The organism is Lentzea albidocapillata subsp. violacea, assembly GCF_900100275.1.
Classification (GTDB): domain Bacteria; phylum Actinomycetota; class Actinomycetes; order Mycobacteriales; family Pseudonocardiaceae; genus Lentzea; species Lentzea violacea.
Genome location: NZ_FNET01000008.1, coordinates 69,890 through 94,426, shown reverse-complemented (window position 1 = coordinate 94,426; position 24,537 = coordinate 69,890). Strand labels below are relative to the sequence as shown.

Below are 24,537 nucleotides of genomic sequence, written 5' to 3'. Positions count from 1 at the left end.
GTGGATCTGACGTCGGTCGCGGTCGTTTGGGGCGAGCCGGGCACGTTCGAAACGTTCGTCAACGAGGGCCAGGGCCGTTCGTCCGACGAGATGTCGGCGGCGGCCCTGGTGTTGTCCTCGTCGCCGGACGTCCAGGTTCACGAGTTGCTCGGCAACCTGTTGTGCTGCATCGGCACATGCGAACCGTTGGTCCTGCGCGTGGTGGAAGCCCCAGAACGCGGTGAAGGCGAGGCCTGGGAGCGCGCACTTCTCCTGCCCTTGCGCCGGCCTGCCGCACCGCGAACGCCTTTTGGCCGCCGTGCCTTGTGGGTGGAGGCGGCGTCCGTGGGCCCGGACCTCGAACCTGAGGGCGGAATCCAGGGCCAGTTCCAGCTTTCCGACGCGTCCGGCGCCACGATCTGGAACGAGGGCCGTCCGACATCCCGTCGTTCGAGGGCCGCAGGGTCGTCGTGCTGGACCCGCCGGCGTACCTGCGGTCGTGGAACGCGGGCCGCGTCGATCCGATGATGACGCCTCTCGTCGACGTTGCGCGCGTGCTGCCCGCTGATGAGGCAGCTTCCTGGCTCGCGAAGGTCAGCTCGTGAGTTTTTCCAGTGAAGCGAGGAAAGCCCTCGACAGCTCGCTGCCGCCGGGTCATCGCGTCAACGCCCTGCGCCTGTGCCTTTGGCACTATCGGCCGCTTGGTTTCGAGGCGTCGTTCAGCTTTCTGCAGTCCGTGGCCGGCGACTTCACGCGCGACCCGGCCTTGCTGCCCGTGGCGCTGGAACTGCTGACCGCCAGTCACGCCGCTTGGCAGGCTGACCTTCGCGCCTACGGCGTTCTCCGACGGCATGCCAAGCGCCTGGGTTACCGGGTGCCGCATCCTTCCGCACCCAACCCGAACAAGCCTTCGCATTGGTACGGCGCACCGCGCGAGGCCGCCCTTCACGCCGTGTGGTTCTGGTACTCGAAGGGCGCTTCTGCAGACGTCGACGTGCACAGCCTTGCCGTTGCGCTGCTGGAGCGGGGTCGGTTCACGGCGGCGCAGCGGGACATCTTCGACCGGGTCTGTGCCGAGCCCGGCGACTCCCGGGCGATCATCCGGCAGATGGCAGTCGTGGTCGCCAACTCCTGACACCCTTATGGCGCAACAACTTCAGCAGGAGTGTCAGACCCGTTCGCTATTGTTGATTTTGGGGGTACCCGGCCCGCGTCGTGTGTGTGGTGGGCTCCGTCTGTGTCGTGTGTCTTCTCTGCATCGTGTGTCCTCTCTGGCTCGTGCGTTCCGCGCCGGAGCCCGATGACGCACCCGAGTGCGACCGTGGTGACGCCGGCGACGGACACGAGAGAGAGTTCCTGCGCGCCCAGCAGCACGGAGGTTGCCAGGCCGGACACCGGCATCAGGCCGATGAGCACGCCTGCGCGGTCGGAGCCCAGGCGGTTCACGGCGAAGTACCAGAGCCCGAAGGCCAGCGCGGTCACCACCACGGCCAGCAGCGCTAGCGAGAAGCCCTGCCGGGCGTTCGGCATCTGCCAGCCGCCGAAGAACGTGCCTAGCACGGCGCCGATCACCGTCGCCAAGATGCACGTCCAGGTTGCTACGCCGAGTACACCGAGGCGCCGTACGACTCCCACGGCGAACAAGGTGAAGCAGACCTCGCCGGCCATTGTGATCAATGCCAGCGCAAGGCCTGGGCCGTGCCACGAGCCGCCGCCGGACAACAGCACGATGCCTGCCGCCACTACTACGGCGCCCACCACGGCGGATGCGGTTCGTTGGCGCGAGAGCAGTGCCAGTGCGATGGGCGCACCGCCCATGACGGCGGCGACGAAGCCCGGTTCCGCGTACTGCTGGGCGGCGATGAGCACGGCGTTGAAGCCGAGCATGCCCGTGACGACCACTCCGAGCAACGGTGGGATGTCGCGCCACGATGGCATCGGCAAACGGCGTGCCACCAGCAGCAACACGGCCGCGCCGAGGGCGTAGCGCATGGCCTGGCCGGTCAGGACCGGGTAGCCCTCCAGCATGCCCGTGATCGGCACGGACGCGCCGACGATCGTTGCCGCTGTCGCTCCCGCGGCCACCCCGAGTTTCATGCCTCAGAGCCTTGCGCCGAACTGGTCCAGGTTTAAGCTCCACTTCGATGACCACGAACTGGACCACTTTTCGCGAGCTGCTGTTGCCGGAGCACCAGCAGCGTCGCGGGGTGGAAGCCGAACTGCGCCGGGCTGTCCGGGACGGGCGGCTGCTGCCCGGCACACGGCTGCCGTCGAGCCGTGACCTGGCCGCGCAGCTCGGGGTGGCGCGCGGCACGGTGACGTCGGCGTACACGCAGCTCGTCGCGGAGGGGTACCTCACGACGCGGCGCGGGTCGGGGACGACGGTCGCGAGCCTCGGGCCGGCCGGTGCGTGCGGCGTGCCCGAGCCGCCGCAACGGTGGCGGTACAACCTGCGGCCCGGCCTGCCCGCGCTGGGCGCGTTCCCGCGCGCCGAGTGGGTGGCGGCTCATCGGGCGGCGCTCGCCGAGCTCCCCGACGACGACCTCGCCTACCCCGACCCGGCCGGCTTTCTGGGACTGCGCAAGGAGATCGTCGACTACCTCTCCCGCGTCCGGGCGGTGGTCGCGAAGGACGCGGTGATCACCAACGGCGCGGCGGACGGCCTGCAGCTCACCGCCCGGATCGTGAACGGCAGCATCGCGATCGAGGAACCCAGCCACTTCGGCGGCGAGAACATGCTGCGCTCGCATGGTCTCGTCACCGTGCCGGTTCCGGTGGACGACAAGGGCATCCGGGTCGACCTTCTGTCCAAAACGGACTGCAAAGCGGTGCTGGTCACTGCCGCGCACCAGTTTCCGCTCGGCATGGTGCTGCACCCGGAACGGCGGCGGGCGCTCGTCGAGTGGGCGCGCGAGCGGGACGCGTTGATCATCGAGGACGACTACGACGCCGAGCACCGGTACGACCGGCCGGCCCTGGGGGCGTTGCAGGCCCTCGCGCCCGAACACGTGGTGTACCAGGGCACGACGAGCAAGGTGCTGGCGCCCGCGCTGCGCCTCGGATGGCTGGTGGTGCCGGAACGTCTGCGCGAAGGCATCGTGCAACGCAAGCAGTACAACGACATGGGCACCGGCACGATCCCGCAGGCCGCGCTCGCGCACCTGTTGCGGACGGGCGGCTATGACCGGCATCTGCGCCGTACGCGCGCGCTCTACCGGAAGAGGCGGGACGCGCTACTGGAGGCCGTGGCGGAGCACCTGCCCGCATGGCAGCCCATCGGTGTCGCGGCCGGGTTGCACGTCGTGCTGCGCATGCCCGACGGGACGGACGACCTCGCGTTGAAGAGCAGGCTTGCGGAGCGTGGCGTGCACGTCTGGGCGTTGGCGCAGTACACGCGCACGCCCATGTGGCCCGGTTTGGTGCTCGGTTACGCGGCGCTCACCCCTGACCGTCTACGCGAGGCGGTCAGGGAGATCGCCGACGTCGCGGTCGCGTAGCGGCGCGACCCACACCACTAGAGGATGTGCTCCCGCTTGGCACTCACGTCGGCGTCAGAGCCGAGGATGTGTTCGCGATCTCCGGTGGCGGGACCGGCGAAGGACGTGACGGCGACGGCCGCGAAGAGCAGCGCGGCAGCGATGAATGCACGCATAGTGCGGTAAACCCCCAGGTAGAACGGTTGTCCCCGCCAGCCTAGCCCGAGCCTCCAGAAATTGTCAGTGCTCGGGTGCACCATTGAACCGTGCTCCTCTCCGAAGTGGTCGACACGTCAGCCGCGGTGGCGGCGACCCGGTCACGCCTGGCCAAGGTCAAGGCGTTGTCCGCGTTGCTGCGCGCGGCGACGGCAGACGTGGTGGTCGCGGTGGTGTCGTTCCTCATAGGCACACCGCGGCAGGGTCGCATCGGTGCGGGCTGGCGGACGGTCGTCGATCTGTCCGTGCCGCCCGCGGCCCGCGCCGAACTGACGATCGCCGAGGTCGACGCCGCGCTGGCGGAGGTGGCGGCGACGTCCGGCAAGGGTTCGGCGCAGCGCCGGGCCGGCCTGCTGACGGCGCTGTTCGCGCGGTCGACCGAGGCGGAGCAGGACTTCTTACGCCGGTTGCTCACCGGTGAGCTCCGCCAGGGCGCGCTGGAGGGCGTGATGCTGGACGCGATCGCCTCGGCCGCGGACGTGCCGGGTGAGACGGTGCGGCGGGCGTTCATGCTGTCCGGCCGATTACCGGAGACCGCGGTGGCCGCGCTGGAGGGCGGCGCCCCCGTGCTGGAGGCGTTCCGGCTGGAGGTCGGGCGTCCCCTGCGGCCCATGCTGGCCTCGCCGGCGGAGTCGCTGGACGAGGCACTGGCCGAGCTCGGCAGCTGCGTGGTGGAGCACAAGCTCGACGGCGCGCGCATCCAGGTGCACCGCTCCGGCGACGAGGTCCACGTCTACACGCGCACGTTGCGCGAGATCACCAAGACGGTGCCGGAACTGGTCGAGCTCGTGCGCGGCCTGCCGTGCACGTCGGTGGTGCTCGACGGCGAGACGCTGGCGCTGACCGACGAAGGGAGACCCCGGCCGTTCCAGGAGACGATGAGCAGGTTCGGCGCGCAGGACGAACGTGAGCTGCTGCTGCACCCGTACTTCTTCGACTGCCTGCACCTCGACGGCAAGGACCTGCTCGACGAGCCGCTGCGCGACCGCCTGGCCGCGCTGCGGCAGGTGGCGGGCGAGCACGTCATCCCAGGCGTGCTGGACCCGTCACCGGAGGAAGCGGCGAAGGTCGTCACCGCAGCGCTCGCCGCGGGCCACGAGGGCGTGATGGTCAAGTCGCTGGCTTCGCCCTACGCGGCAGGCCGTCGAGGCAGCGCCTGGCAGAAGGTGAAGCCGGTGCACACGCTCGACCTGGTCGTGCTCGGCGTCGAGTGGGGCAGCGGCCGTCGCCGCGGCTGGCTGTCGAACCTGCACCTGGGCGCCCGCGACCCGGACGGCGGCCCGCCGGTGATGGTCGGCAAGACCTTCAAGGGCCTCACCGACGAGCTGCTGAAGTGGCAGACGAAAGCCCTGCGGGAGATCGCCACCGAGCAGAACGACTGGGTGGTCATGGTCCGTCCGGACCTGGTGATCGAGATCGAACTGGACGGCGTGCAGGTCTCGCCGCGCTACCCCGGCGGCGTGGCGCTGCGGTTCGCCCGCGTCGTCCGCTATCGCCCGGACAAGGACCCGTCGGAGGCGACCACTATCGAGGAGGTGAGGGCACTCCTGCCCACCGCACAACCGAATCCCGAGGGCTGACCGCCGCTAGCGTGGTGGCGTGGGGGAGAACGAAGATTTCAGGCGCGTCTACGCCGAGCCGGACGACTTCGCGCAGTGGCCGGAGTTGGACCGCGGCGCGACGCTGAGCTGGTACGACGGCCGGGTCCTCGCCGTGCAGGACTTCGGCATGACGATCCGCGTCGTCCTGCCGATCAGCCTCGACAGCGGGGACACGGTGTCGTTCGAGGTCTGGGTCGTCGTCGACTTCGACGAAGGGAGCGGGCTCGGCGCGGAGCTCGAGGCAGGCGACTGGAGTGGCGCGACGGCCAAGGGCCACCTGCTCGACGTGGTCGAGCCCTGGCCGGAGGTTTACGGCGCTTCGGTGACGTTCGCCGGAGAACCAGGGGAGTGGCTGCCCCGCATCACCGGCTCAGAGCACCCCGGCCTCCAGCGGGTGCTCACCGAGAAGTGGCCGGTCAGCGTGCTCACGCTCGGGCGGCTCTGGTTCGAAAATCGAGTGCGGCCGTCAGCGCCCGGCAATAGCGTCAAGCCGGTGACCGACGCTTCCGCGCTGCTCAGCGCATTCGACACCCAGGCCCGCTCCGCCGAGTGGGAGGCGTATCCCGACGCCGTGCGGGACTCGGAGGTGTTCCGGGTCGCCTGGGGCCACCGCCGGGGCTTCGTCGCGGGCCCGCCCCACCTCCGCCTCGACGGCGCCGAACTGGACGCGGTGATCGCACGTCAGCGCGACTTCTTCGCTGCCCGCGGCCAGGCCTTCGAGTGGAAGACCTGGGGCCACGACAGGCCCGCTGACCTGCCGCAACGGCTGGAGCTGGCGGGGTTCGTCTCGGAGGGGCGCGAGACCGTGCTCATCGGGCTCGCCGAGGAGATGGCGGGGCCGGTCCGCCTCGAAGACGGCATCGTCCTGCGCGAGACCAAGGAGGAAGCCGACCTGCATCGGCTCGCCGCCACGGCCACGGAGGTGTTCGGCAGGGACAGCACCTGGCTCGCCGACTACCTGCTGGAGAAGCAGGACGACCCGAACACGGTCGTCGTGGTCGCCGAGGCGGACGGTCAGGTCGTGTCGTCGGCGCGGCTGGAGATCGTGCCGGGCACGGAGTTCGGCGGACTCTGGGGCGGCGGCACGCTCGCTGCCTGGCGGGGCAAGGGCATCTACCGCGCGCTCGTGGCGCACCGTGCGCGCGTCGCGATCGAACGAGGTCTGAAGTACTTGCAGGTCGACGCTACGGAAGACAGCAGGCCGATCCTGGAACGCCTCGGATTCGTCGTGGTGACCACGACCACCGGCTACGTCTGGACGCCGTGACGTCCTCGCCGGGTGCCCAAGCGAGACGCTGCGGGTATCGTGGAAGCACGTGCGGTTCATCGAAGGGCATCGACCCTCTTACGACCTGACCTACGACGACGTGTTCCTCGTCCCCGGCCGTAGCGCCGTGGAGTCGCGGTTCGGCGTCGACCTCTCCACTTCGGACGGTACCGGGGCCACGATCCCGATCGTCGTCGCCAACATGACGGCCGTGGCCGGGCGGCGGATGGCGGAGACCATCGCGCGGCGTGGCGGGCTCGTCGTCATCCCGCAGGACGTGCCCACCGAGGCCGTCGCCGAGATCATCTCGTGGGTCAAGGAGCGGCATCCCGTCTGGGACACCCCGTTGACGCTCACCACGGGTGACGCGGTGGCGGACGCGTGGAACCTGTTGCACAAGCGGGCGCACGGGGCCGTTGTCGTTGTGGACGATGGCGGGCGGCCTCTTGGCGTGGTCGACGAGGCGGCGCTCACGGGGGTCGACCGGTTCGCGCGGCTCGGCGACGTGATGAACACCGACGTGTTGAAGCTGTCGCTCGACTCACGGCCGCAGGACGTGTTCGACGAGCTTCACCACAGCGCGCACAAGATCGCGTTGGGTGTGGACGAGGCGATGAGGCTTCGCGGCGTGCTGACGGAGCTGACCGCGCTTCGGGCCGAGGTCTACCGGCCCGCCACCGACGACGACGGCAAGTTGCGGGTCGCGGCCGCGGTCGGGGTGAACGGGGACGTGCGGGCCAAGGCCGAGGCGTTGATCAAGGCCGGCGTGGACGTGCTGGTCGTGGACACGGCGCACGGGCACCAGGAGAAGATGATCGCGGCGCTCAAGGCCGTGAAGGAAGCGAACCCGAGTGTGCCGGTCGCGGCGGGCAACGTCGTCACCGCGGAGGGTGTCCGGGATCTGGTCGAGGCCGGCGCGGACATCATCAAGGTCGGTGTCGGGCCCGGCGCGATGTGCACCACGCGGATGATGACCGGGGTGGGACGGCCGCAGTTCAGCGCGGTGGCGGAGTGCGCCGCGGAGGCGCGGAGGCTCGGCAAGCACGTGTGGGCCGACGGTGGTGTGCGGCACCCGCGGGACGTGGCGCTGGCGTTGGCGGCCGGTGCCGGCAGCGTGATGGTCGGGAGCTGGTTCGCGGGGACGTACGAGTCGCCCGGGGATCTGCAGCGGGACGAGCGCGGGAACCTCTACAAGGAATCGTTCGGAATGGCGTCGAAGCGTGCCGTGACGGCGCGGACGCGCAGCGACAACGCGTTCGACCGGGCCAAGAAGGGGCTGTTCGAAGAGGGCATCTCCACTTCGAAGATGAGGCTGGACCCGGTGCGCCCGAGCGTGGAGGACCTGCTCGACGCGATTACCTCCGGCGTCCGCTCGGCCTGCACGTATGCCGGCGCGAACTCGCTGGAGGAGTTCCACGACAAGGCTGTGCTCGGCATCCAGTCCGCCGCCGGCTTCGCGGAAGGAAGGCCGTTGCCAGGGGGATGGTGAAGCGAAACCGGCCCCGCGCAACGAAAAGCCGCGCGGGGCCGGTGCTCGTTCACGACACTACGAGGCGTAGTCCTCCAGCATCTCGGTGACGAGAGCCGCGATCGGCGAACGCTCCGAGCGCGTCAGGGTGACGTGGGCGAAGAGCGGGTGGCCCTTCAGCTTCTCGATCACCGCCGCCACGCCGTCGTGCCGGCCGACCCGCAGGTTGTCGCGCTGCGCCACGTCGTGCGTCAGCACCACCCGCGAGTTGCTGCCCAGTCGCGACAGCACGGTCAGCAACACGTTGCGCTCCAACGACTGCGCCTCGTCCACGATCACGAAGGAGTCGTGCAGCGAGCGGCCGCGGATGTGGGTGAGGGGCAGGACCTCGAGCATGCCCCGGTCCATCACCTCTTCCACGACCGCCTGGCTCACCAGCGCGCCGAGGGTGTCGAACACCGCCTGCGCCCACGGCCCCATCTTCTCGTTCTCGCTACCCGGCAGGTAGCCGAGCTCCTGGCCACCGACCGCGTACAACGGCCGGAACACCACGACCTTGCGGTGCTGCCTGCGTTCCATCACGGCTTCGAGACCGGCGCACAGCGCCAGTGCCGATTTTCCGGTGCCGGCCCGCCCGCCCAGCGAGACGATGCCGACCTCCGAGTCCAGCAGCAGGTCCAGGGCGATCCGCTGTTCGGCGGACCTCCCGTGCAGTCCGAACGCCTCCCGATCTCCGCGCACCAGCTTGATCTGCTTGTCCGCGGTCACCCGGCCCAGAGCGCTCGAGGTGCCCGCCAGCAACCGGATTCCGGTGTGGCAGGGCAGTTCCCCGACGTGCTCCAGGTCCTCGTACTGGGTGGGGTCGACGACGTTGTCCTTGAACAGGCTGTCCACCAGGGACTGTGGAACGTCCAGATCGGACATCCCGGTCCAGCCTGACAGGGTGACGTCGTGTGCCCGGTACTCCTCCGCCCGCAGGCCGACCGATCCGGCCTTGACCCGCAGGGGCATGTCCTTGGTCACCAGGGTGACGTTGCGTCCCTCAGCAGCGAGGTTGAGGGAGCAGGCGAGGATTCGGGCGTCGTTGGAGTCCGTTCGGAAACCTGATGGCAACACCTCCGGGTCGGAGTGGTTGAGCTCGACGTGCAAGGTGCCTCCCAGATCCCCGATGGGGATCGGCGAATCGAGGCGACCATGCCGCAAGCGCAGGTCGTCGAGCAGTCGCAGGGCTTCCCTCGCGAACCAGCCCAGTTCGGGGTGGTGGCGCTTGCCCTCCAGCTCGCTGATCACCACGAGCGGGAGCACGACCTCGTGCTCCGCGAAACGGGTGGCGGCGAGGGGATCGGACAGCAGTACCGACGTGTCCAGCACATATGTCGTGATGGCCGGTGCGGCGGACTTGCGCCGGGAGGAAGAACTGCGCGATGAGCCTGAGGAACGGCTCGCGGGACGTCGTGCGTTCACGGCAACTCCCTCACGAACGCGGCACCCGCGTCCGCTCCTCGCTGGGCCAGGCACCACCCTGATCGATCGTCCCGCCTTCCGCCGGTGTGGCGTCAGGCTGGCCGACCACGAGGGCCGGGTGCCGGCCCCCTCGCGACGTTGTCTGCCACGATCAGAGCCTCCCTGCGCGGTCCGCAGTGGTCGCGTCCCGCCGCTTTCGAAGTTACCTGCGGGAGTGCCCCATCTGCACGAAGCCACACAGGTGAATCCCGACTTGTCATCTGCCCGAAAACTTCCCGAAACGTGACCGCAGTCGTGTTTCCGCTGGTCACATGCTGTTCTCGTGGGTGTTGCGCGCCAGCCAGGACAGGCCGTCCCTGACCTGGGATTCGAGTGATTTCGGCACGAGGGGCTCGTCGAGAAGTCTCAGATAGCGGGAGTCGAGCGATTCGCCGGGCGCTCGGACGTCGAGCCAGGCCCGCACGAGGCGCACGCCTTCGACGTATGTCGTGGTGTACGCGCGCCACAGCGGATCGGCCAGAAAGCGGACCATCTGCCGTGCGCGACGCTCGGGGACTAGCAGCCACCTGCGCAGATACGCAACCACGTCATCCTGATCCGCACCACGATCGTGTAGCAGCAGGGCGGCGTCCTGCCGCACCGTGAGCAGGCCCGATGCCGCCGACTCGACCTTTTCGGACAGTTCGCCGTCCATTCGCAACCCGAGGTCCGAGAAGATCTGCTCCGTCCACACGCCCCATCCCGGCCCGACCGCGGCGTGCAGGCCGAGGTCGGCCATGCCCTCGGCCATCAGGCACTGCGGCGTGTTGATCAGGAAGATCGACTGCTCCGCGTGGCCGCGCTTGGCGACCAGGCCCGACTCCTTGCGGCAGTGCTCGGTGTGGTGGCCGGGATAGGACTCGTGGGCGACCAGGTGCGGCAGGTTCGCCATCCGGTGGCCCAGGTCGGCGTTGACCGCGACCCGGCTCCGGTAGCCGCCGAGGTAGTAGTTGAAGCCGCTCCACGGCTTGTTCGTGACGACCCGGTACTCCACGATCTCCTGCTCGGGCAGCGCGTACTTCTGGCGCACCCGGTCCCTCAGCGCGCTCGACAGAGCCTGTACGGCGCCCTGGAGCCTCCGCGCGGGCACCTCGTCGGCCGCGCGGAAGGCCGTGAGGCGGTCAGCGAGCGAACCCGGCCCGGCGAGCGCCACGTCGAGGTTGCGGTGGGCCTGCGCGTACGCGTCCTCGTCGCCGGGGCGGATGCGGACCTGGAAGTACCGCTCGACCTCGTCGACGAACGAGACGCGCTCGCCGTCGAGCCTGCGCGCCGTGCACTCCAACGCCCGCAGGTGCGCGTCGAGGAACTGTTTGCGCTGCTCAGCGAGGGCGCTACCGGGGATCTCCCGGCGCAGCAACCGCGCGTGGTCGCCCAGTGCCCTCGGGTGCAGGCGCGGCTCGTTGTCGACGGCGCGGCTCAGCGCCGGGTCGCCGGTGAACGAGTCGACGAACCCGGACACCAGGCGCCCGAGCCGCAGCCCCAGCACCAGATATCCGCGCACCAGCTCGTCGGCGTCCATGATTCGGAGAGTTTAGGGCGTCTACCACAGCGTCTTGCTCGCGACCGAATCGTGAAACGACGACCACCTGATCGGGGAATGTTGTTGATCTTGGCGTCACACAATGGGGTCACGCGGGCCGCCATTCGAGATCAATACCTATAGCGTTTCCGCACGGAGACCCCACCGCTCCGGAGATCCCCGAAGACTCCGGAAATGACGGGGAAAACCCGACATGAAGGAGATTGACGTGAAGAAGGTTTGTGCCGCGGTCGTCGCCGCAGCCGCCCTGTCGCTCGCGTTCGCCCCGGCCGCCATGGCCGGCGAGGGCCACGGCCACGGCTGGCACGGTGGCCACGGCCACCACTGGTCCAACGGCCCGCTGCTGGTCCTGCTGAACGGCAACAACCTCAACGGCACCGTCGGTGCCTGCGGCAACAACGTCGGCGTGCTGGGTGCGGCGGTGCCGATCAACTCGCCGTCGATCACCGAGACCTGCGCCGCCGGCGGCATCGTCGACGAGGGCTGATCTCTCTCTCGGTCGTACGTCTGGGGGCGTCATTTCTGGCGCCCCCAGACGCGTTTTTCCCGTTCAAACCTTGATTAGGAGAAAAATCGTGCTGAAGAAGGTTGCGGCCGCCCTCGGTGTCGCTGCTGCGTTCGTTGCCGTCGGTTCCCCCGCGATGGCCGCTCCGGGCCACCACTGGGTCAACGAGCCGCTGCTGATCGTCGGCAACGCCAACAACCTGAACGGTGTTATCGGTGCCTGTGGCAACAACGTCGGCGTGCTCGGTGCCGCGGTTCCGGTGAACTCGCCCTCCATCACGGAGACCTGCGCCGCCGGCGGCATCGAGGACGGCGACGACTTCGGCCACTACCACGGCTGATCGTCATCAGGCTGAAAAGGGGCGCTCACCTTCGCGGTGAGCGCCCCTTTTGCTGCTCTCAGCTGCCGTACCTGCGGTGACGCTTGGCGTACTCGCGCATGGCCCGCAGGAAGTCGGTGCGCCGGAAGCCGGGCCAGTAGGCCTCGCAGAACCAGAACTCCGAGTGCGCCGACTGCCAGAGCATGAAGCCGGAAAGCCGCTGCTCACCCGACGTGCGGATGATCAGATCGGGGTCGGGTTGCCCGGACGTGTAGAGGTGCTCCGCGATGTGGTCGACGTCGAGCACCTCGGCGAGCTCCTCGATGGTGCCGCCGCGCTCGGCGTGCGCCTGCAGCAGCTTCCGGACGGCGTCCGCGATCTCCTGCCGCCCGCCGTAGGCGACGGCGACGTTGACCTGGATGCCCGTGCGGTTCCTGGTGCGTGCCGCGGCGTTCGTGAGCCGCTCGGCGTGCTCCTTGGGCAGCATGTCGATGGCGCCGACGTGCCGGACCCGCCACGGCTTGCCGTCGCCCGCCAGTTCGTCGGTGATGTCCGCGATGATGTCGAGCAACGGCGCGAGCTCGTCGTTGTCCCGGCTGAGGTTGTCGGTGCTCAGCATCCAGAGGGTGACGACCTCCACATCGGCGTCACCGCACCAGTCGAGCAGTTCGAGGATCTTGCGCGCGCCGGCCCTGTGCCCGTGCGCGACATCGGTGAAGCCGGCTTCCCTGGCCCACCTGCGGTTGCCGTCGAGGACCACGCCGACGTGCTTGGGAGCCTGTGGCGTCGTGCTCAGTTCGCGGCGGAGAATCCACTCGTAGAGGTGGATAGCGACGTCTTTCACACGGGTGCGGAGTGCCACGTCCGAACAGCGTACGCCGTGCAAGGTTCATCACTGGGTACTGGTCGGAAACCTACGGTCGCGTAACCTTGGGTCCTGTGACCACTGCGACCGTTCCTCCCCAGCCCGGACTGCGGCCGCGCCTGCGTGGATGGCTGCACTTCTGGTCGTTCATCGCCTCAGTGGCGACAGGCGCGACGCTGATCGCCCTCGCGGCGTCCACCGTGTCCGCGCGCGCTGCCCTGGCAACCTCCGTCTACGGCCTGACAGTCCTGGGCCTCTTCGGCGTTTCGGCGCTGTACCACCGCGTGACGTGGAAATCCGACCGCGTGCGCACGTGGATGAAGCGCATGGACCACTCGATGATCTTCGTGTTCATCGCCGGTACCTACACACCGTTCGCTCTACTCGCTATGAATCCGGGGACCGGGAGCACCGTGCTCTGGGTCGTCTGGATCGGCGCTCTGCTGGGCGTGACCCTGAAGCTGGCCTGGCCGCACGCGCCGCGGTGGCTCGGGGTGCCCATCTACATCGCGCTCGGGTGGGTCGCGGTGTTCGTGCTGCCCGAGCTGCTGCACCACGCCGGGGTTGCGGCGTTGGTGCTGCTGCTGGTGGGTGGGGCGCTTTACACCGTCGGCGCGGTGTTCTACGCGACCCGGTGGCCCAATCCCTGGCCGCAGGTGTTCGGGTATCACGAGTTCTTCCACGCCGCGACTGTGGTGGCGGCGATCTGCCACTACATCGCCATTTGGCTCGCGATGTACTCATGATTCACTCCTGACATGGGTGCATCTGGCTGGATCCGCTATACGGAGTACGACCCGGACCCGGTCGTCGTGCTGAACGCGCTGCACGCCCAGGAGCTTGCCGGGGGCATGTACCACTGGGCGGAGCCCAGCGTTCCCAGACCGGCCTCGGTCCAGGAACTGCAGGAGCTCTACGGGGTGCACGAGCGCCTCTCGCTGGAGTGCACGCATTCCGTGCTCGACATCTTCGACATCCACTATGGCGCCGAGGACGTGGCGTGGGCGATGCGTCCGCTGGACGCAGCGACGATCCAGGAGAAGTTCGGCACGCTCACGCCGACGCGCCAACAGTTCGACGCGGTCTACGAGGCGGATGAACTGTTCTGCGAGCGGGCGAGCGGGTGTTTCACCACCCTCTACGTGGATGGTGTGCCGGCCGAGACGGCCGTGTGGGGCGTCACGGGCGATTAGGAAGGGGGAGCTGCCCGGTGGACAGCTCCCCTCCGATCGTCAGCGGCCGCCGCGGGCCATGTGCAGCACGTCGAGCGCCGCGTCCAGCTGTTCCTCGGTGAGCTTGCCCGGCACGTGGCCGCGTTCCAGCACCACCTCGCGGATGGTCTTGCGCTCCTTCAGGGACTGCTTCGCGATCGACGCCGCCTCCTCGTAGCCGATGTAGCGGTTCAGTGGCGTGACGATGGACGGGGACGACTCGGCGTACTCGCTCATCCGCGCCACCTGCGGTTCGGTGCCCGCCAGGACCTTGTCGGCGAGCAGGCGGGCGACGGCGGCGAGCAGGCGGGACGACTCCAGGACGTTGCGGGCGATGACCGGCAGCATCACGTTCAGCTGGAAGTTGCCCTGCGAACCGGCGAACGCGACGGTGGCGTCGTTGCCGATGACCTGCGCGACGACCATCATCGTGGCTTCGGAGATCACCGGGTTGACCTTGCCCGGCATGATCGAGCTGCCCGGCTGGAGGTCGGGCAGCGCCAGTTCGCCGAGGCCGGTGCGGGGGCCCGAGCCCAGCCAGCGGAGGTCGTTGGCGATCTTGAACAGGGCCACGGCCGACGCGCGGAGCTGGCCGGAGATCTCGACGACGCCGTCCTGGGTGGCCTGGGCCTCGAAGTGGTCGCGGGCCTCCACCAGTGGCAGGTCGGTGGCCTTGGCCAGTTCTGCCGCCACCGCCGCGCCGAAGCCCTCGGGGGCGTTCAGGCCGCTGCCCACCGCGGTGCCGCCGATCGGCAGTTCGGCGAGGCGCGGGATGGAGGCCTGCAGGCGTTCGACGGAGTAGCGGACCTGGGCCGCCCAGGCGCCGGCCTCCTGGCCCAGGGTGATCGGGACGGCGTCCATGAGGTGCGTGCGGCCCGACTTGACCAGGTCGGACCATTCGGCGGCGCGTGACTCCAGGACGCCCAGGAGGTGTTCGAGCGACGGGATCACGTCGGTCATCACGGCCTCGGTGGCGGCCACGCGCAGCGTCGTCGGGAACGTGTCGTTGGACGACTGCGAGGCGTTGACGTGGTCGTTCGGGTGCACGTCGCGGCCCAGTGCGCGAGTGGCGAGGGTGGCGATGACCTCGTTGGCGTTCATGTTCGAGGACGTGCCGGAACCCGTCTGGAAGACGTCGACCGGGAAATGGGCGTCCCACTGGCCGCCGGCTACCTCGTCGGCTGCCGTGGCGATGGCGGAGGCCAGGTCCGCGTCGAGTACGCCGAGCCGGGCGTTCACCCTGGCCGTCGCCGCCTTGAGCAGGCCCAGTGCCCTGATCTGGGCGCGTTCCAGGCCTCGACCGGAAATCGGGAAGTTCTCGACCGCGCGTTGTGTTTGGGCGCGCCACAATGCGTCGATCGGCACGCGGACCTCACCCATCGTGTCGTGCTCGACGCGGTACTCCTGTTCAGACATACCTCCGAGTCTCTATCGTCGATCACAGCACTGCCACCCACCACTGGCAGAAGGGCACCACTCATGGAGCGTGACGTCGACCTCCTCGTCGTGGGAGCTGGTCCCACGGGGTTGTTCGCCGCTTACTACGCGGGCTTCCGGGAAATGAACGTCGCAGTGGTCGACGCTCTGCCGGAACCGGGCGGCCAGATCACGGCGATGTATCCGGAGAAGATGATTTTCGATGTGGCCGGGTTCCCCGCCGTGCGGGGACGTGACCTCGTCAACGGACTCGTGGAGCAGGCCGCGCAGTTCAAGCCGACCTACCTGCTCGGCCGGCAGGCACGTACCTGTGAGTCCATTGAGGACGGTCTGCGGGTCGGGCTCGCGGACGGTTCCTCCATCACCACCAGGGCCGTGCTGATCACGGCGGGCATGGGCGAGTTCAATCCGCGCCCGCTGCCCGCCGGCGACGGCCGGCTGGGACGCGGCATGGTCCACTTCGTGCCGGTGCTGGCCGAACACGCCGGGCAGCACGTGGTGATCGTGGGCGGTGGCGACTCGGCGTTCGACTGGGCGCTGGCACTGCACCCGATCGCCGCGAGCGTCAAGATCGTGCACCGCAGGGCCAGCTTCCGCGCGCACGCGGCCACCGTGCGGCAGGTGCGGGAGCTGGGCGTGGAGATCATCACCGACGCCGAGGTGCTGGCGTTGCGCGGCGAGCCACTGTCCGAAGTGGACATCAAGGTCAAGGGTGGCGACGCGCGGACGTTGCCCGCGCAGACGGTCGTCGCTGCCCTCGGGTTCACCGCGGACCTCGGGCCGATCGAGTCGTGGGGGCTCGAGCTCGACCACCGCGCGGTGCTCGTCGACTCCACCATGAAGACCAAGCTGGACAGGATCTACGCGGCGGGCGACGTCGCGCAGTACCCCGGCAAGGTCAAGCTCATCGCGACGGGGTTCGGGGAGGCGGCGACCGCGGTCAACAACATCGCGGTGGCGCTCAACCCGTCGGCGCACCTGTTCCCGGGGCATTCGAGCGACGGCAGCTGACGCGCGCGCCCGACGACGGTTGCTCACGATGAAACGCGCGAAGTGCTGGAAGGCCCGGCCGGGAACCCGGTCAGGCCTTCCAGCGGCGAGTTACGGCAGCACCTGCACCTGCTCGCCGATCATCAGGTTGTCGTAGAACACGAGCGACGCATCCACGGACATCCGGATGCACCCGTGGGACTGGACGGCAGTGTCACCCTGGTGGAACGCGATACCGTTCGTGGTGAAGTACACCGCGTTCGGCATCGGGCCGTTGTAGGGGACGCTCCAGTCGTTCTTCACCTTGCGCAGCACCGAGAACATGCCCACCGGGGTCTCGTACCCCGGCTTGCCGTGGCTGATGGTGACCGGCCCGTAGCTCGTTTTGCCGTTGAAGACCAGCCACGCCTGGTTCGTGTGCTTCTGCAGGCACGCTCCGTTGTGGACGGTGCATCCCGCCTGAGCCTGTGCGGGGACCGCGAAGCCGAGGATCAGGAGCACCGTCGCGATCAGAACTCGCATCTCACATCACCTCTCGGTAGTGGAGTAGCCACTATGGGGTGATTTCAATCGTCACCTTATGGAAGGACCTGGATGCGCTCGCCGGGGAACAGGTTGTTGTAGAAGACCTCGGAGTCGTTCCAGGTGAGGCGCACGCAGCCGTGCGACTGGGAGTTCAGGTCGCCCTGGTGGAACGCCACGCCGTCGGCGGTGAAGTAGACGGCGTTGGGCATCGGGCCGTTGTAGGGGACGCTCCAGTCGTTCTTCACCTTGCGCAGCACCGGGAAGTTGCCGACGGGTGTGCCGAAGCCCGGCTTGCCGTGGCTGATCCGGACCGGGCCGTAGCTCGTCACGCCGTTGGTGACGAGCCACGCCAGGTTCGTGTGCTTCTGCACGCAGGCTCCGTTGTGGACGGTACAGCCGGAAGCCTGCGCGGGCAGCGCGAAGCCAAGCAGGAACAGGGCCGTGACGGCCAGAACTCTCATGGTTGATGATCATGAGACCACTTGGACGGTGTCGCCAATCGAAAGGTTGTTGAAGTAGTACTTCGCCGACGGCGGGTCCAGGTGGATGCAGCCGTGCGACGGATCGGTCAGCGAGCCCTCGTGGAACGCGATGCCGCTCTCGGTGAAGTACGTCGACCACGGCATCGGCGCGTTGTACGGCCGGCTCCACTCGTCCTTCACCTTGCGCAGCACCGGGAAGTTGCCGAGCGGCGTCTCGAAGCCCTTGCGGCCGTGGGTGATCGGCGTCGGACCGTAGACGATCTTGTCGCCCCGGACGACCCACGACTGGTTCGTGGAGAGCTGGATGCACGCGCCGTCGCTGATGGTGCACGGCGTCGGCTTCACCACAGGAGGGGGTGGCGGCGGGGCGGGCGGCGTGGAAGGCGGTGCCTCGGAAGAAGGCGCCGCAGACGACGAATGCGGTGGCGCCGCCGGTGTCTCGGCCCTCACGGCCCCCTGCGCGCATCCCGCCACCGACATCAACGCGACCGCCACTAGCAGCATCCGCATCGCGTACCCCCTGGTTGTTCCATCCCTTGCCGAAGTAGACGACGGGAGGTGTGCTCAGGTTGCAACGCGAAGGTCCGCCTCCCGTAACAGTTGGGAGACGGACCTCGGAATGCGTTTACCGATCTACCGGGTCAGTTCACACGGTGCCGGCGTACTGCCTGATCCACGAGCGGTAGTAGGGGACGTCCACGTAGATCGACGGAGCGGTCGCGCAGGTCGCGCCGCCACCGGAGCGGCTGGTCGCGCCGATGAGCTCCCAGCGGCCACTGACCGACTTCACCTGCGGGCCACCCGAGTCGCCGTAGCAGGCACCCTTGTTGCCACCGGTGTTGTTGGTGCAGATCTCCGAGGCGGCCCTGATGCCGGAGCAACGGCTGTCCGTCACGATCGAGGTGTTGAGCTCCTGCAGGGTGATCGGAGCACCGCCACAGCCACGGGTCGGGCAGGTCTGGCCCCAGCCGATGATGCGGGTCGCGGTGCCGACCGGGCCGGACGTGGCCGACACGGCCGCGGGAGCCTGGCTGACCGAGGTGTTGAGCTGTACGAGCGCCAGGTCTGCGGACGGGTGGTTGATGATCCGGGACGCACCGGTCACCGTGCCGCCGCTGGTGCGGTTGGTCGTGCCGATGCGGGTGCGGACCGACGACGCGGACCGGCCCTGGACGCAGTGCTTCGCCGTCACGACCCAGTTGGCCTTGATCAGCGTGCCGCCGCAGAAGTGGCTGCCGGAGGTGCTCTGCAGCGAGACCATCCAGGAGTAGACCTGCGTGGCGTTGGTGCCGCCGACGATCATCGGCGAGACGTCGCCGTCAGCGGTGGGAGCCGGAGCCGCGGTGGCCGCTGCGGCAGAGGCGAGCAGAGCGCCCGCGGCCACGACGACTGCGGAGAACAACGAACGTGCCCTCATCGTTGATTTCCTTTCCTGAACCCGGCGCAGGGTTGCCGGGGTCAGGTCGGAAACTAAGGACGAAAGTGACTTCGTCACTAGGGTCACTCGGAGGGTGACTGTCCGTTAACGGTTCACAGATTCACAGAACTACGGCAGCGGCTGCTGCACGTGCTCGGGCAGGTCGAAGTCCACCGAGGCGTATTCGCGCAGCTTGTGCAGGCTGTGGAAGCCGTCGATCATGCGCACGGTGCCGGACTTGGAGCGCATGACGATCGACTGGGTGGTGCAGCCGCCCGCCCGGTAGTGCACGCCGCGCAGGAGGTCGCCGTCGGTCACGCCCGTGGCGCAGAAGAAGACGTTGTCGCCCGAGACGAGATCGTTCGTGGTGAGCACACGGGACAGGTCGTGGCCCGCGCCGATCGCCTTCTCGCGCTCCTCGTCGTCCTTCGGCCACAACCGGCCCTGGATGGCGCCACCGACGCACTTGAGGGCTGCCGCGGCGATGATGCCCTCGGGAGTGCCGCCGATGCCGACGAGCATGTCCACGCCCGACGTGGGGCGTGCGGCCGCGATCGCACCGGCCACGTCACCGTCGGAGATGAAGTGGATGCGGGCGCCGGCCTGGCGCACCTCCTGCACGATCTGCTCGTGCCGGGGCCGGTCGAGGATGCAGACGTTCACGTCGGACACGTCGCTGTGCTTGGCCTTCGCGACGCGGCGGATGTTCTCGGCGAGCGGCGCGGTGATGTCGATGACGTCGGCCGCCTCCGGACCCACGGCGAGCTTCTCCATGTAGAACACGGCGGACGGGTCGAACATCGCCCCGCGCTCGGCCACCGCCAGCACGGCCAGCGCGTTCGGCATGCCCTTGGCCATCAGCGTGGTGCCGTCGATCGGGTCGACCGCGACGTCGCAGTCGGGGCCCTCGCCGTTGCCCACTTCCTCACCGTTGAACAGCATGGGCGCCTCGTCCTTCTCGCCCTCGCCGATCACCACGACGCCCCGCATCGAGACGGTGTGGATGAGCTTGCGCATCGCGTCGACGGCCGCCCCGTCGCCGCCGTTCTTGTCGCCGCGTCCCACCCACCGGCCCGCGGCCATCGCCGCTGCCTCGGTGACGCGCACGAGCTCCAATGCCAGGTTCCGGTCGGGGGCTTCGCGACGTCGTTCCGCGGGGGTGTTCACCATTGCGCGCCTCCATGCGACTACTCAGCGTGCCGGATTTTGTGATCGGCAACTGAATCCTTGCATGGGATCAGGCTTCGGAAACGTCCTCCTCGACCACAGCGAGAGCTGCATCGATTCGCTCGCGCGCGCCGGCGAGATGCTGCTCACAAGTCTTGGCGAGCGCTTCACCGCGTTCCCACAACGCCAGGGAGTCCTCCAGCGACAGGCCGCCGGCCTCCAGCTTGCGGACCACCTCGACCAGTTCGTCGCGGGCGGCTTCGTAACCCGGTGAAGTGTCCTTCTGGGTGGTTTCCGAACTCACGCGGATTGGCTCCTCAGACGACTCAGCACGGTCGCGACGGCCAGGTCGTAGCCGACCAGGGCCTCCGCGAACTCCTCGCCGTCACCCTCTCGCACCGCCTCGTCGATGAGCGCCTCGGCCTCCGCGACGCGCCGGTACTGCACGGTGCCCGCGGTGGCCTCGCTCAGGTCGTGCAACGTCAGGATCAGCGTGCGGCGGTCCGTGGTGTCGCAGTCGCCCACCATGGCGGTCCAGCAGTCCGCCGCGGCGCGGTTCGCCGCCTCCGCCTTCGTGCGCAGGCCCGAGCCGCAGGAACCGGCCGCCTCCATGGTGAGGGGCAGGAACACGGCATCACGCATCATCGGTACCTCCCCCTTCCCCGTCGGTTTCCGGGCCGACCACCGCGGCCCGCACTGCTCCGTCAACGACGCGTACCCGTAGCTGTGTTCCGCTCGGCGCATCTGAGACAGAACGCAACACGCCGTCGAGCCCGTCAGGTGTGACGAGTTGCACAACGGCGTAGCCGCGGGCCAGCGTGGCGGCTGGTCCGAGGGTCGTCAAGCGCGCTTTCGTCCCCGAGAGGTGGACGTCCTCCCGATCGAGTCGTTGCGTGACGGCCCGGCGACCTTGCTCGCGAAAACGCCGCACTTCCTCGGCACGGCGCTCCAGCGGGCCGTAAGGGTCCGAAAGTACTGGTCGGGAACGCAGCGAGTCGAGCAGTTTGCGCTCTCGATCGACCCAGCCGTGCAGCGCGCGGCGGCCCCGATCGCGCATCTGCCGGACGCGTTCACTCTCTTCAGCGACATCGGGAACCACCCGTTTGCCAGCGTCGGTAGGCGTCGAACAACGCACGTCAGCGACGTGGTCGAGCAGCGGGGTGTCCGGTTCGTGGCCGATCGCCGACATGACCGGCGTGCGGCACGAGGAGACCGCACGGCACAGCGCCTCGTCGGAGAACGGCAGCAGGTCCTCCACGCTGCCGCCGCCGCGGGCGATGATGATCACGTCGCACTCGGGGTCGCGCTCCAGAGTGGACAGTGCGGTCATCACCTGGGTCACGGCGGCCGGGCCCTGCACGGCGACGTTGATGACGCGGAAGTGCGCGCCGGGCCAACGGTTCCGCGCGTTCGTGAGCACGTCGCGTTCCGCCGCGGACGCCCGGCCGGTGATGAGGCCGATCTTGTTCGGCAGGAACGGGGGACGGCGCTTGCGGCGCGGGTCGAACAGGCCCTCGGCGTGCAGCAGCTTGCGCAGCCGTTCCATCCGGGCCAGCAACTCGCCGATGCCGACGGCGCGGATGTCGTCCGCCCTGAGGCTGAGCGTGCCGCGGTTCGGGTAGAAGCTGATCTTCCCGTGCGCGATGACCCTGCTGCCCTCGGTGAGCTGCAGCTCGCGGATCATCGAGGCGTTGCAGGTGATCGACATGGACATGTCGACGCTCGGGTCGCGCAACGTCAGGAACGCCGTGGAACTGCGCGCGTTGAGCTGCGTGACCTGACCCTCTACCCACACGTCGCCGAGCCGGTTGATCCAGTCGAGCAGCTTGCGGGCGACCGTCCGCACCGGCCACGGGTTCTCCGGCGTGGATTTCGCTTCACTCACGACTGCGACTTCACCGTCGCGATCCGGCGGTTGAGCATGCCCACGAACTCAGGCCGCGACTCGTGCGCCTTCTCGTAGCGCAGCAACTCCTCGAGCTGCTCGGCGTCGAGGTTGCGCAGGCGGGCGCGCAGCTGGGCGATCGACAGTTCGTCGTACATCGGCAGGAACTCGGGAACCTCGGCGATCGCGCGCACTTCCTCCTCCCACGGGTCGTCCGCGGGAGTTTCCTGAGAAGTCGTGACGGGCGTCTCCTCGTCGTCGAAGGTCGCCCACTCCGGTTCCTCCTCCACCGGCCTCAGTCCGGAGAGGACGTCGTCGCCCTTGATGGCGAGTTCGGTCACATGCTGCTGCACGCGCATGGACAGCTGCATCGCCTCGCTGACCACCGTCAACGGGAGTCCGGCGAGCTGCTGTGGCAGCTTGCGGGCCTGTTCGAGGGCGGTCACCGCCAGGCCGGCGGCGATGCGGACACCCAGTGGCAGTGGCTTCATGCGTACTAGCCTGCCGCAACCGCGTCTGAAATGCCTAGGACCGGGCCTGGGTACCCTGGGGCCATGCCCAAGCGAGTCCTGTTGGCGAAGCCGCGTGGTTACTGCGCGGGCGTTGATCGTGCCGTCGAGACGGTCGAGCTCGCCCTCGAGAAGTACGGCGCTCCCGTCTACGTGCGCAAGGAGATCGTCCACAACAAGTACGTCGTGGAGACGCTGTCCGACCGCGGCGCCATCTTCGTCAACGAGACGGACGAGGTTCCTGAGGGCGCACTCGTCGTTTTCTCGGCACACGGCGTGTCGCCGGCCGTGCACGCCGAGGCCGAGCAGCGCTCGTTGCGCACCATCGACGCCACCTGCCCGCTCGTGACGAAGGTCCACAAAGAAGCGGTGCGGTTCGCCAAGGAGGACTACGACATCCTCCTGATCGGCCACGAGGGTCACGAGGAGGTCGAGGGCACCGCCGGTGAGGCGCCGGACCACGTCCAGCTCGTCGACACCGCCGAGGACGCCGCGACCGTCGAGGTGCGCGACCCCTCCAAGGTGATCTGGCTGTCGCAGACGACGCTCTCGGTCGACGAGACCATGGTGCGCGTCCGCCAGCTCAAGGACCGCTTCCCGGATCTGCAGGACCCGCCGTCCGACGACATCTGCTACGCCACCTCGAACCGCCAGACCGCGGTGAAGACGATGGCGCCGTCCTGCGACCTGGTGCTCGTCGTGGGCTCGAAGAACTCCTCCAACTCGGTCCGGCTGGTCGAGGTCGCGCTGCAGCACGGCGCCAAGGCCTCCTACCTGATCGACTACGCCAAGGAGGTCGACCCGGCGTGGCTCGAGGGCGTCGAGACCGTCGGCGTCACGTCGGGCGCGTCGGTGCCGGACCTGCTGGTGATGGAGCTGCTGAAGTTCCTTGAGTCCCACGGCTACGGCGAGGTCGAGGAGATCACCACGGCGAACGAGCGCATCACGTTCTCGCTGCCGCGGGAGCTCCGCAAGGACCTGGTCCGCTAAGCCGGCCGCGCCCGAATCCGCTATAGAAGTCCTGCCTCGCCACTGCCGGCAACGCCGTGGCGAGGCTCGACACGTCCGCTGATCGGGACATGCGCGCTGTCGATTAATTGGTGCGACTGGATACGAACATGCCTGATACGGTCGTCGCCATGAGTTCCGTCATCCACAACTGGCAGGCGATCCGCACCCGGTCGACGTTCTGACCTTGGTGCCGGCCGTGGCCGGTACCAGGTCCCGCGTCCACCGTTCGCCTCAGGATGACGAGGATCTTCACCATGCGCACACCTTCGCGCACCACTTTCGTATTTGTGCACGGCGCTTCCAGCAACGCCCGGGCCTGGGGCCCGTTGCAGAACGAACTGGCACTGCTCGGGTTCCGTTCGCACGCGGTCGACCTTCCCGGCCACGGCGACCGTGCCGACAGCCCCGCCGCCTACTACCGGCAACCCCAGGACGTCGCGGCACTGGCCGCCGCGCCGTCTCCACTACGCCGCATCACGTTGCAGGACAACGTGACGCACGTGGTGGATACGCTGCGCCGGCTCGCCGAGTGGGGTCCGGTGGTCCTGGTCGGCAACAGTTTCGGCGGTCTGACGATCAGCGCCGTCGCCAACGCCGCACCGGACTTGCTCGACCGTGTCGTCTACCTCTCCGCGCTGTGCCTGAGCGACCAGGCCATGCTCACCGAGCCGTGGGACGTGGCCGACGACAACCTGCTGGACGCGGCGGCGGCGCGGATCGCCGTGCCGGACGTGCGTGATGCCGGTGTGGCCCGGCTGAACTACCGAAGTGCCCACGCCGACCCGGCGGTGTTCGCCGAGTTGAAGACCGCGATCATGGCCGACGGCACCGACCACCAGTTCCGGCTGCTGCTGGACTCCCTGGACCCGGACGAGAACTACTCGATGCTGGAGCCGGCGGCGCTGGTCAGGGCCGATGGATGGGGACGTGTCCCGCACACCTACGTCCGCCTCTCCGAGGACCGCAGCATCACCCCGGCCGTCCAGGACTACATGATCGGCAAAGCGGACGCGCTGACCCCGCACAACCCCTTCCAGGTACACACCCTGGCCGCCTCGCACGTCGGCTACTTCAGCCGGCCGCAGGTCTTCGCCGAGCTGTTGACCAGCCTCGTCTGAGACCTTCCGGGGTGCCCCGTCGCCGCAGACTTCGGCGACGGGGCAT

General features: G+C 68.6%; 29 protein-coding genes. 13 read left to right on the top strand and 16 right to left on the bottom strand.

Going from position 1 to position 24,537, the window contains the following annotated elements; genetic code table 11:
• The gene (locus BLR21_RS19335; protein WP_090007231.1) at positions 1-507 is read left to right on the top strand and encodes a hypothetical protein; all 507 of its coding nucleotides are present in this window, start codon (positions 1-3) and stop codon (positions 505-507) included.
• Positions 508-580: 73 nt separating this feature from the next.
• Positions 581-1,114 (top strand): hypothetical protein, encoded by a 534-nt coding sequence (locus BLR21_RS19330; protein WP_143027772.1) that lies wholly within the window; start codon positions 581-583, stop codon positions 1,112-1,114.
• A 5-nt stretch (positions 1,115-1,119) separates the two neighbouring features.
• On the opposite strand, the gene BLR21_RS19325 is transcribed toward BLR21_RS19330, so the two are convergent.
• Positions 1,120-2,076: a DMT family transporter gene (locus tag BLR21_RS19325; RefSeq protein ID WP_090007229.1), complete on the bottom strand. Its 957-nt coding sequence runs from the start codon at positions 2,074-2,076 to the stop codon at positions 1,120-1,122.
• 47 nt (positions 2,077-2,123) lie between these two features.
• Here BLR21_RS19325 and pdxR point away from each other — a divergent pair, with 47 nt between their 5' ends.
• A complete protein-coding gene (pdxR, locus tag BLR21_RS19320; protein ID WP_090007228.1) occupies positions 2,124-3,476 on the top strand; it encodes a MocR-like pyridoxine biosynthesis transcription factor PdxR in 1,353 nt (450 codons plus the stop codon).
• A 17-nt stretch (positions 3,477-3,493) separates the two neighbouring features.
• Here the strand turns inward: pdxR and BLR21_RS42565 are convergent, their stop codons facing one another.
• Positions 3,494-3,631: a hypothetical protein gene (locus BLR21_RS42565; protein WP_176929700.1), complete on the bottom strand. Its 138-nt coding sequence runs from the start codon at positions 3,629-3,631 to the stop codon at positions 3,494-3,496.
• Between the two features lie 90 nt (positions 3,632-3,721).
• Here BLR21_RS42565 and BLR21_RS19315 point away from each other — a divergent pair, with 90 nt between their 5' ends.
• The 3 genes from BLR21_RS19315 to BLR21_RS19305 are packed head-to-tail and all read left to right on the top strand — an operon-like array spanning position 3,722 to position 8,028.
• Positions 3,722-5,251, top strand: a complete 1,530-nt coding sequence (locus BLR21_RS19315; protein WP_090007227.1) for an ATP-dependent DNA ligase — start codon at positions 3,722-3,724, stop codon at positions 5,249-5,251.
• A gap of 19 nt (positions 5,252-5,270) precedes the next feature.
• Positions 5,271-6,539: a GNAT family N-acetyltransferase gene (locus tag BLR21_RS43835; protein ID WP_256334793.1), complete on the top strand. Its 1,269-nt coding sequence runs from the start codon at positions 5,271-5,273 to the stop codon at positions 6,537-6,539.
• 49 nt (positions 6,540-6,588) lie between these two features.
• Positions 6,589-8,028 carry a GuaB1 family IMP dehydrogenase-related protein gene (locus tag BLR21_RS19305; RefSeq protein WP_090007226.1) on the top strand — a complete coding sequence of 480 codons (1,440 nt, stop codon included), beginning with the start codon at positions 6,589-6,591 and terminating at the stop codon, positions 8,026-8,028.
• A gap of 57 nt (positions 8,029-8,085) precedes the next feature.
• Here the strand turns inward: BLR21_RS19305 and BLR21_RS19300 are convergent, their stop codons facing one another.
• Positions 8,086-9,390 (bottom strand): PhoH family protein, encoded by a 1,305-nt coding sequence (locus tag BLR21_RS19300; protein ID WP_420843899.1) that lies wholly within the window; start codon positions 9,388-9,390, stop codon positions 8,086-8,088.
• Positions 9,391-9,778: 388 nt separating this feature from the next.
• The gene (locus BLR21_RS19295) at positions 9,779-11,029 is read right to left on the bottom strand and encodes a DUF885 domain-containing protein (RefSeq protein WP_090007224.1); all 1,251 of its coding nucleotides are present in this window, start codon (positions 11,027-11,029) and stop codon (positions 9,779-9,781) included.
• A 214-nt stretch (positions 11,030-11,243) separates the two neighbouring features.
• Between BLR21_RS19295 and BLR21_RS19290 the strand changes: the two genes are divergently transcribed.
• Together BLR21_RS19290 and BLR21_RS19285 are read left to right on the top strand one after the other, a co-directional pair.
• Complete coding sequence (locus BLR21_RS19290) at positions 11,244-11,537, top strand: hypothetical protein (RefSeq protein WP_051771877.1); 294 nt, start codon at positions 11,244-11,246, stop codon at positions 11,535-11,537.
• Between the two features lie 88 nt (positions 11,538-11,625).
• A complete protein-coding gene (locus BLR21_RS19285; protein WP_030482025.1) occupies positions 11,626-11,895 on the top strand; it encodes a hypothetical protein in 270 nt (89 codons plus the stop codon).
• A gap of 58 nt (positions 11,896-11,953) precedes the next feature.
• Here BLR21_RS19285 and BLR21_RS19280 read toward each other — a convergent pair whose 3' ends face one another.
• Positions 11,954-12,736 (bottom strand): isoprenyl transferase, encoded by a 783-nt coding sequence (locus BLR21_RS19280; protein WP_090007223.1) that lies wholly within the window; start codon positions 12,734-12,736, stop codon positions 11,954-11,956.
• Positions 12,737-12,813: 77 nt separating this feature from the next.
• Between BLR21_RS19280 and trhA the strand changes: the two genes are divergently transcribed.
• Complete coding sequence (trhA, locus tag BLR21_RS19275; protein ID WP_030482027.1) at positions 12,814-13,485, top strand: PAQR family membrane homeostasis protein TrhA; 672 nt, start codon at positions 12,814-12,816, stop codon at positions 13,483-13,485.
• A 12-nt stretch (positions 13,486-13,497) separates the two neighbouring features.
• Entirely contained in the window at positions 13,498-13,932 is a 435-nt protein-coding gene (locus BLR21_RS19270; protein WP_090007222.1) for a hypothetical protein, read from the top strand.
• A 39-nt stretch (positions 13,933-13,971) separates the two neighbouring features.
• Here the strand turns inward: BLR21_RS19270 and BLR21_RS19265 are convergent, their stop codons facing one another.
• The gene (locus BLR21_RS19265; RefSeq protein WP_090007221.1) at positions 13,972-15,366 is read right to left on the bottom strand and encodes a class II fumarate hydratase; all 1,395 of its coding nucleotides are present in this window, start codon (positions 15,364-15,366) and stop codon (positions 13,972-13,974) included.
• A 63-nt stretch (positions 15,367-15,429) separates the two neighbouring features.
• On the opposite strand from BLR21_RS19265, the gene BLR21_RS19260 reads away from it, so the two are divergent.
• Entirely contained in the window at positions 15,430-16,398 is a 969-nt protein-coding gene (locus BLR21_RS19260; protein ID WP_090007220.1) for an NAD(P)/FAD-dependent oxidoreductase, read from the top strand.
• 90 nt (positions 16,399-16,488) lie between these two features.
• Here the strand turns inward: BLR21_RS19260 and BLR21_RS19255 are convergent, their stop codons facing one another.
• The 9 genes from BLR21_RS19255 to BLR21_RS19215 all read right to left on the bottom strand — a co-directional run bounded on the left by BLR21_RS19255 (position 16,489) and on the right by BLR21_RS19215 (position 22,344).
• Positions 16,489-16,899, bottom strand: coding sequence for a L,D-transpeptidase (locus tag BLR21_RS19255; RefSeq protein WP_090007219.1), 411 nt, complete (start codon positions 16,897-16,899; stop codon positions 16,489-16,491).
• 56 nt (positions 16,900-16,955) lie between these two features.
• Positions 16,956-17,363 (bottom strand): L,D-transpeptidase, encoded by a 408-nt coding sequence (locus tag BLR21_RS19250; RefSeq protein ID WP_090007218.1) that lies wholly within the window; start codon positions 17,361-17,363, stop codon positions 16,956-16,958.
• Positions 17,364-17,372: 9 nt separating this feature from the next.
• Entirely contained in the window at positions 17,373-17,894 is a 522-nt protein-coding gene (locus tag BLR21_RS19245; protein WP_256334792.1) for a L,D-transpeptidase, read from the bottom strand.
• A 136-nt stretch (positions 17,895-18,030) separates the two neighbouring features.
• Positions 18,031-18,801 carry a S1 family peptidase gene (locus BLR21_RS19240; RefSeq protein WP_090007217.1) on the bottom strand — a complete coding sequence of 257 codons (771 nt, stop codon included), beginning with the start codon at positions 18,799-18,801 and terminating at the stop codon, positions 18,031-18,033.
• Between the two features lie 129 nt (positions 18,802-18,930).
• Positions 18,931-19,971 carry a class II fructose-bisphosphatase gene (gene glpX / locus BLR21_RS19235; protein WP_030482042.1) on the bottom strand — a complete coding sequence of 347 codons (1,041 nt, stop codon included), beginning with the start codon at positions 19,969-19,971 and terminating at the stop codon, positions 18,931-18,933.
• A 67-nt stretch (positions 19,972-20,038) separates the two neighbouring features.
• Complete coding sequence (locus BLR21_RS19230; RefSeq protein WP_090007216.1) at positions 20,039-20,272, bottom strand: exodeoxyribonuclease VII small subunit; 234 nt, start codon at positions 20,270-20,272, stop codon at positions 20,039-20,041.
• Positions 20,269-20,613: a sugar ABC transporter substrate-binding protein gene (locus BLR21_RS19225; protein WP_256334791.1), complete on the bottom strand. Its 345-nt coding sequence runs from the start codon at positions 20,611-20,613 to the stop codon at positions 20,269-20,271. Before BLR21_RS19225 ends, BLR21_RS19230 begins: the two co-directional genes overlap by 4 nt.
• Complete coding sequence (xseA, locus tag BLR21_RS19220; RefSeq protein WP_090007215.1) at positions 20,603-21,853, bottom strand: exodeoxyribonuclease VII large subunit; 1,251 nt, start codon at positions 21,851-21,853, stop codon at positions 20,603-20,605. Before xseA ends, BLR21_RS19225 begins: the two co-directional genes overlap by 11 nt.
• The gene (locus BLR21_RS19215; RefSeq protein ID WP_090007214.1) at positions 21,850-22,344 is read right to left on the bottom strand and encodes a lipid droplet-associated protein; all 495 of its coding nucleotides are present in this window, start codon (positions 22,342-22,344) and stop codon (positions 21,850-21,852) included. The genes xseA and BLR21_RS19215 overlap by 4 nt, the downstream gene beginning before the upstream one ends.
• Positions 22,345-22,407: 63 nt before the next feature.
• On the opposite strand from BLR21_RS19215, the gene BLR21_RS19210 reads away from it, so the two are divergent.
• Entirely contained in the window at positions 22,408-23,352 is a 945-nt protein-coding gene (locus tag BLR21_RS19210; RefSeq protein ID WP_030482047.1) for a 4-hydroxy-3-methylbut-2-enyl diphosphate reductase, read from the top strand.
• A 103-nt stretch (positions 23,353-23,455) separates the two neighbouring features.
• Here the strand turns inward: BLR21_RS19210 and BLR21_RS42560 are convergent, their stop codons facing one another.
• A complete protein-coding gene (locus tag BLR21_RS42560) occupies positions 23,456-23,629 on the bottom strand; it encodes a hypothetical protein (protein WP_176929699.1) in 174 nt (57 codons plus the stop codon).
• Here BLR21_RS42560 and BLR21_RS19205 point away from each other — a divergent pair.
• Positions 23,628-24,491 (top strand): alpha/beta fold hydrolase, encoded by an 864-nt coding sequence (locus BLR21_RS19205; RefSeq protein WP_090007213.1) that lies wholly within the window; start codon positions 23,628-23,630, stop codon positions 24,489-24,491. The two genes, BLR21_RS42560 and BLR21_RS19205, sit on opposite strands and share 2 nt — an antisense overlap.
• Positions 24,492-24,537 lie beyond the last annotated feature (46 nt).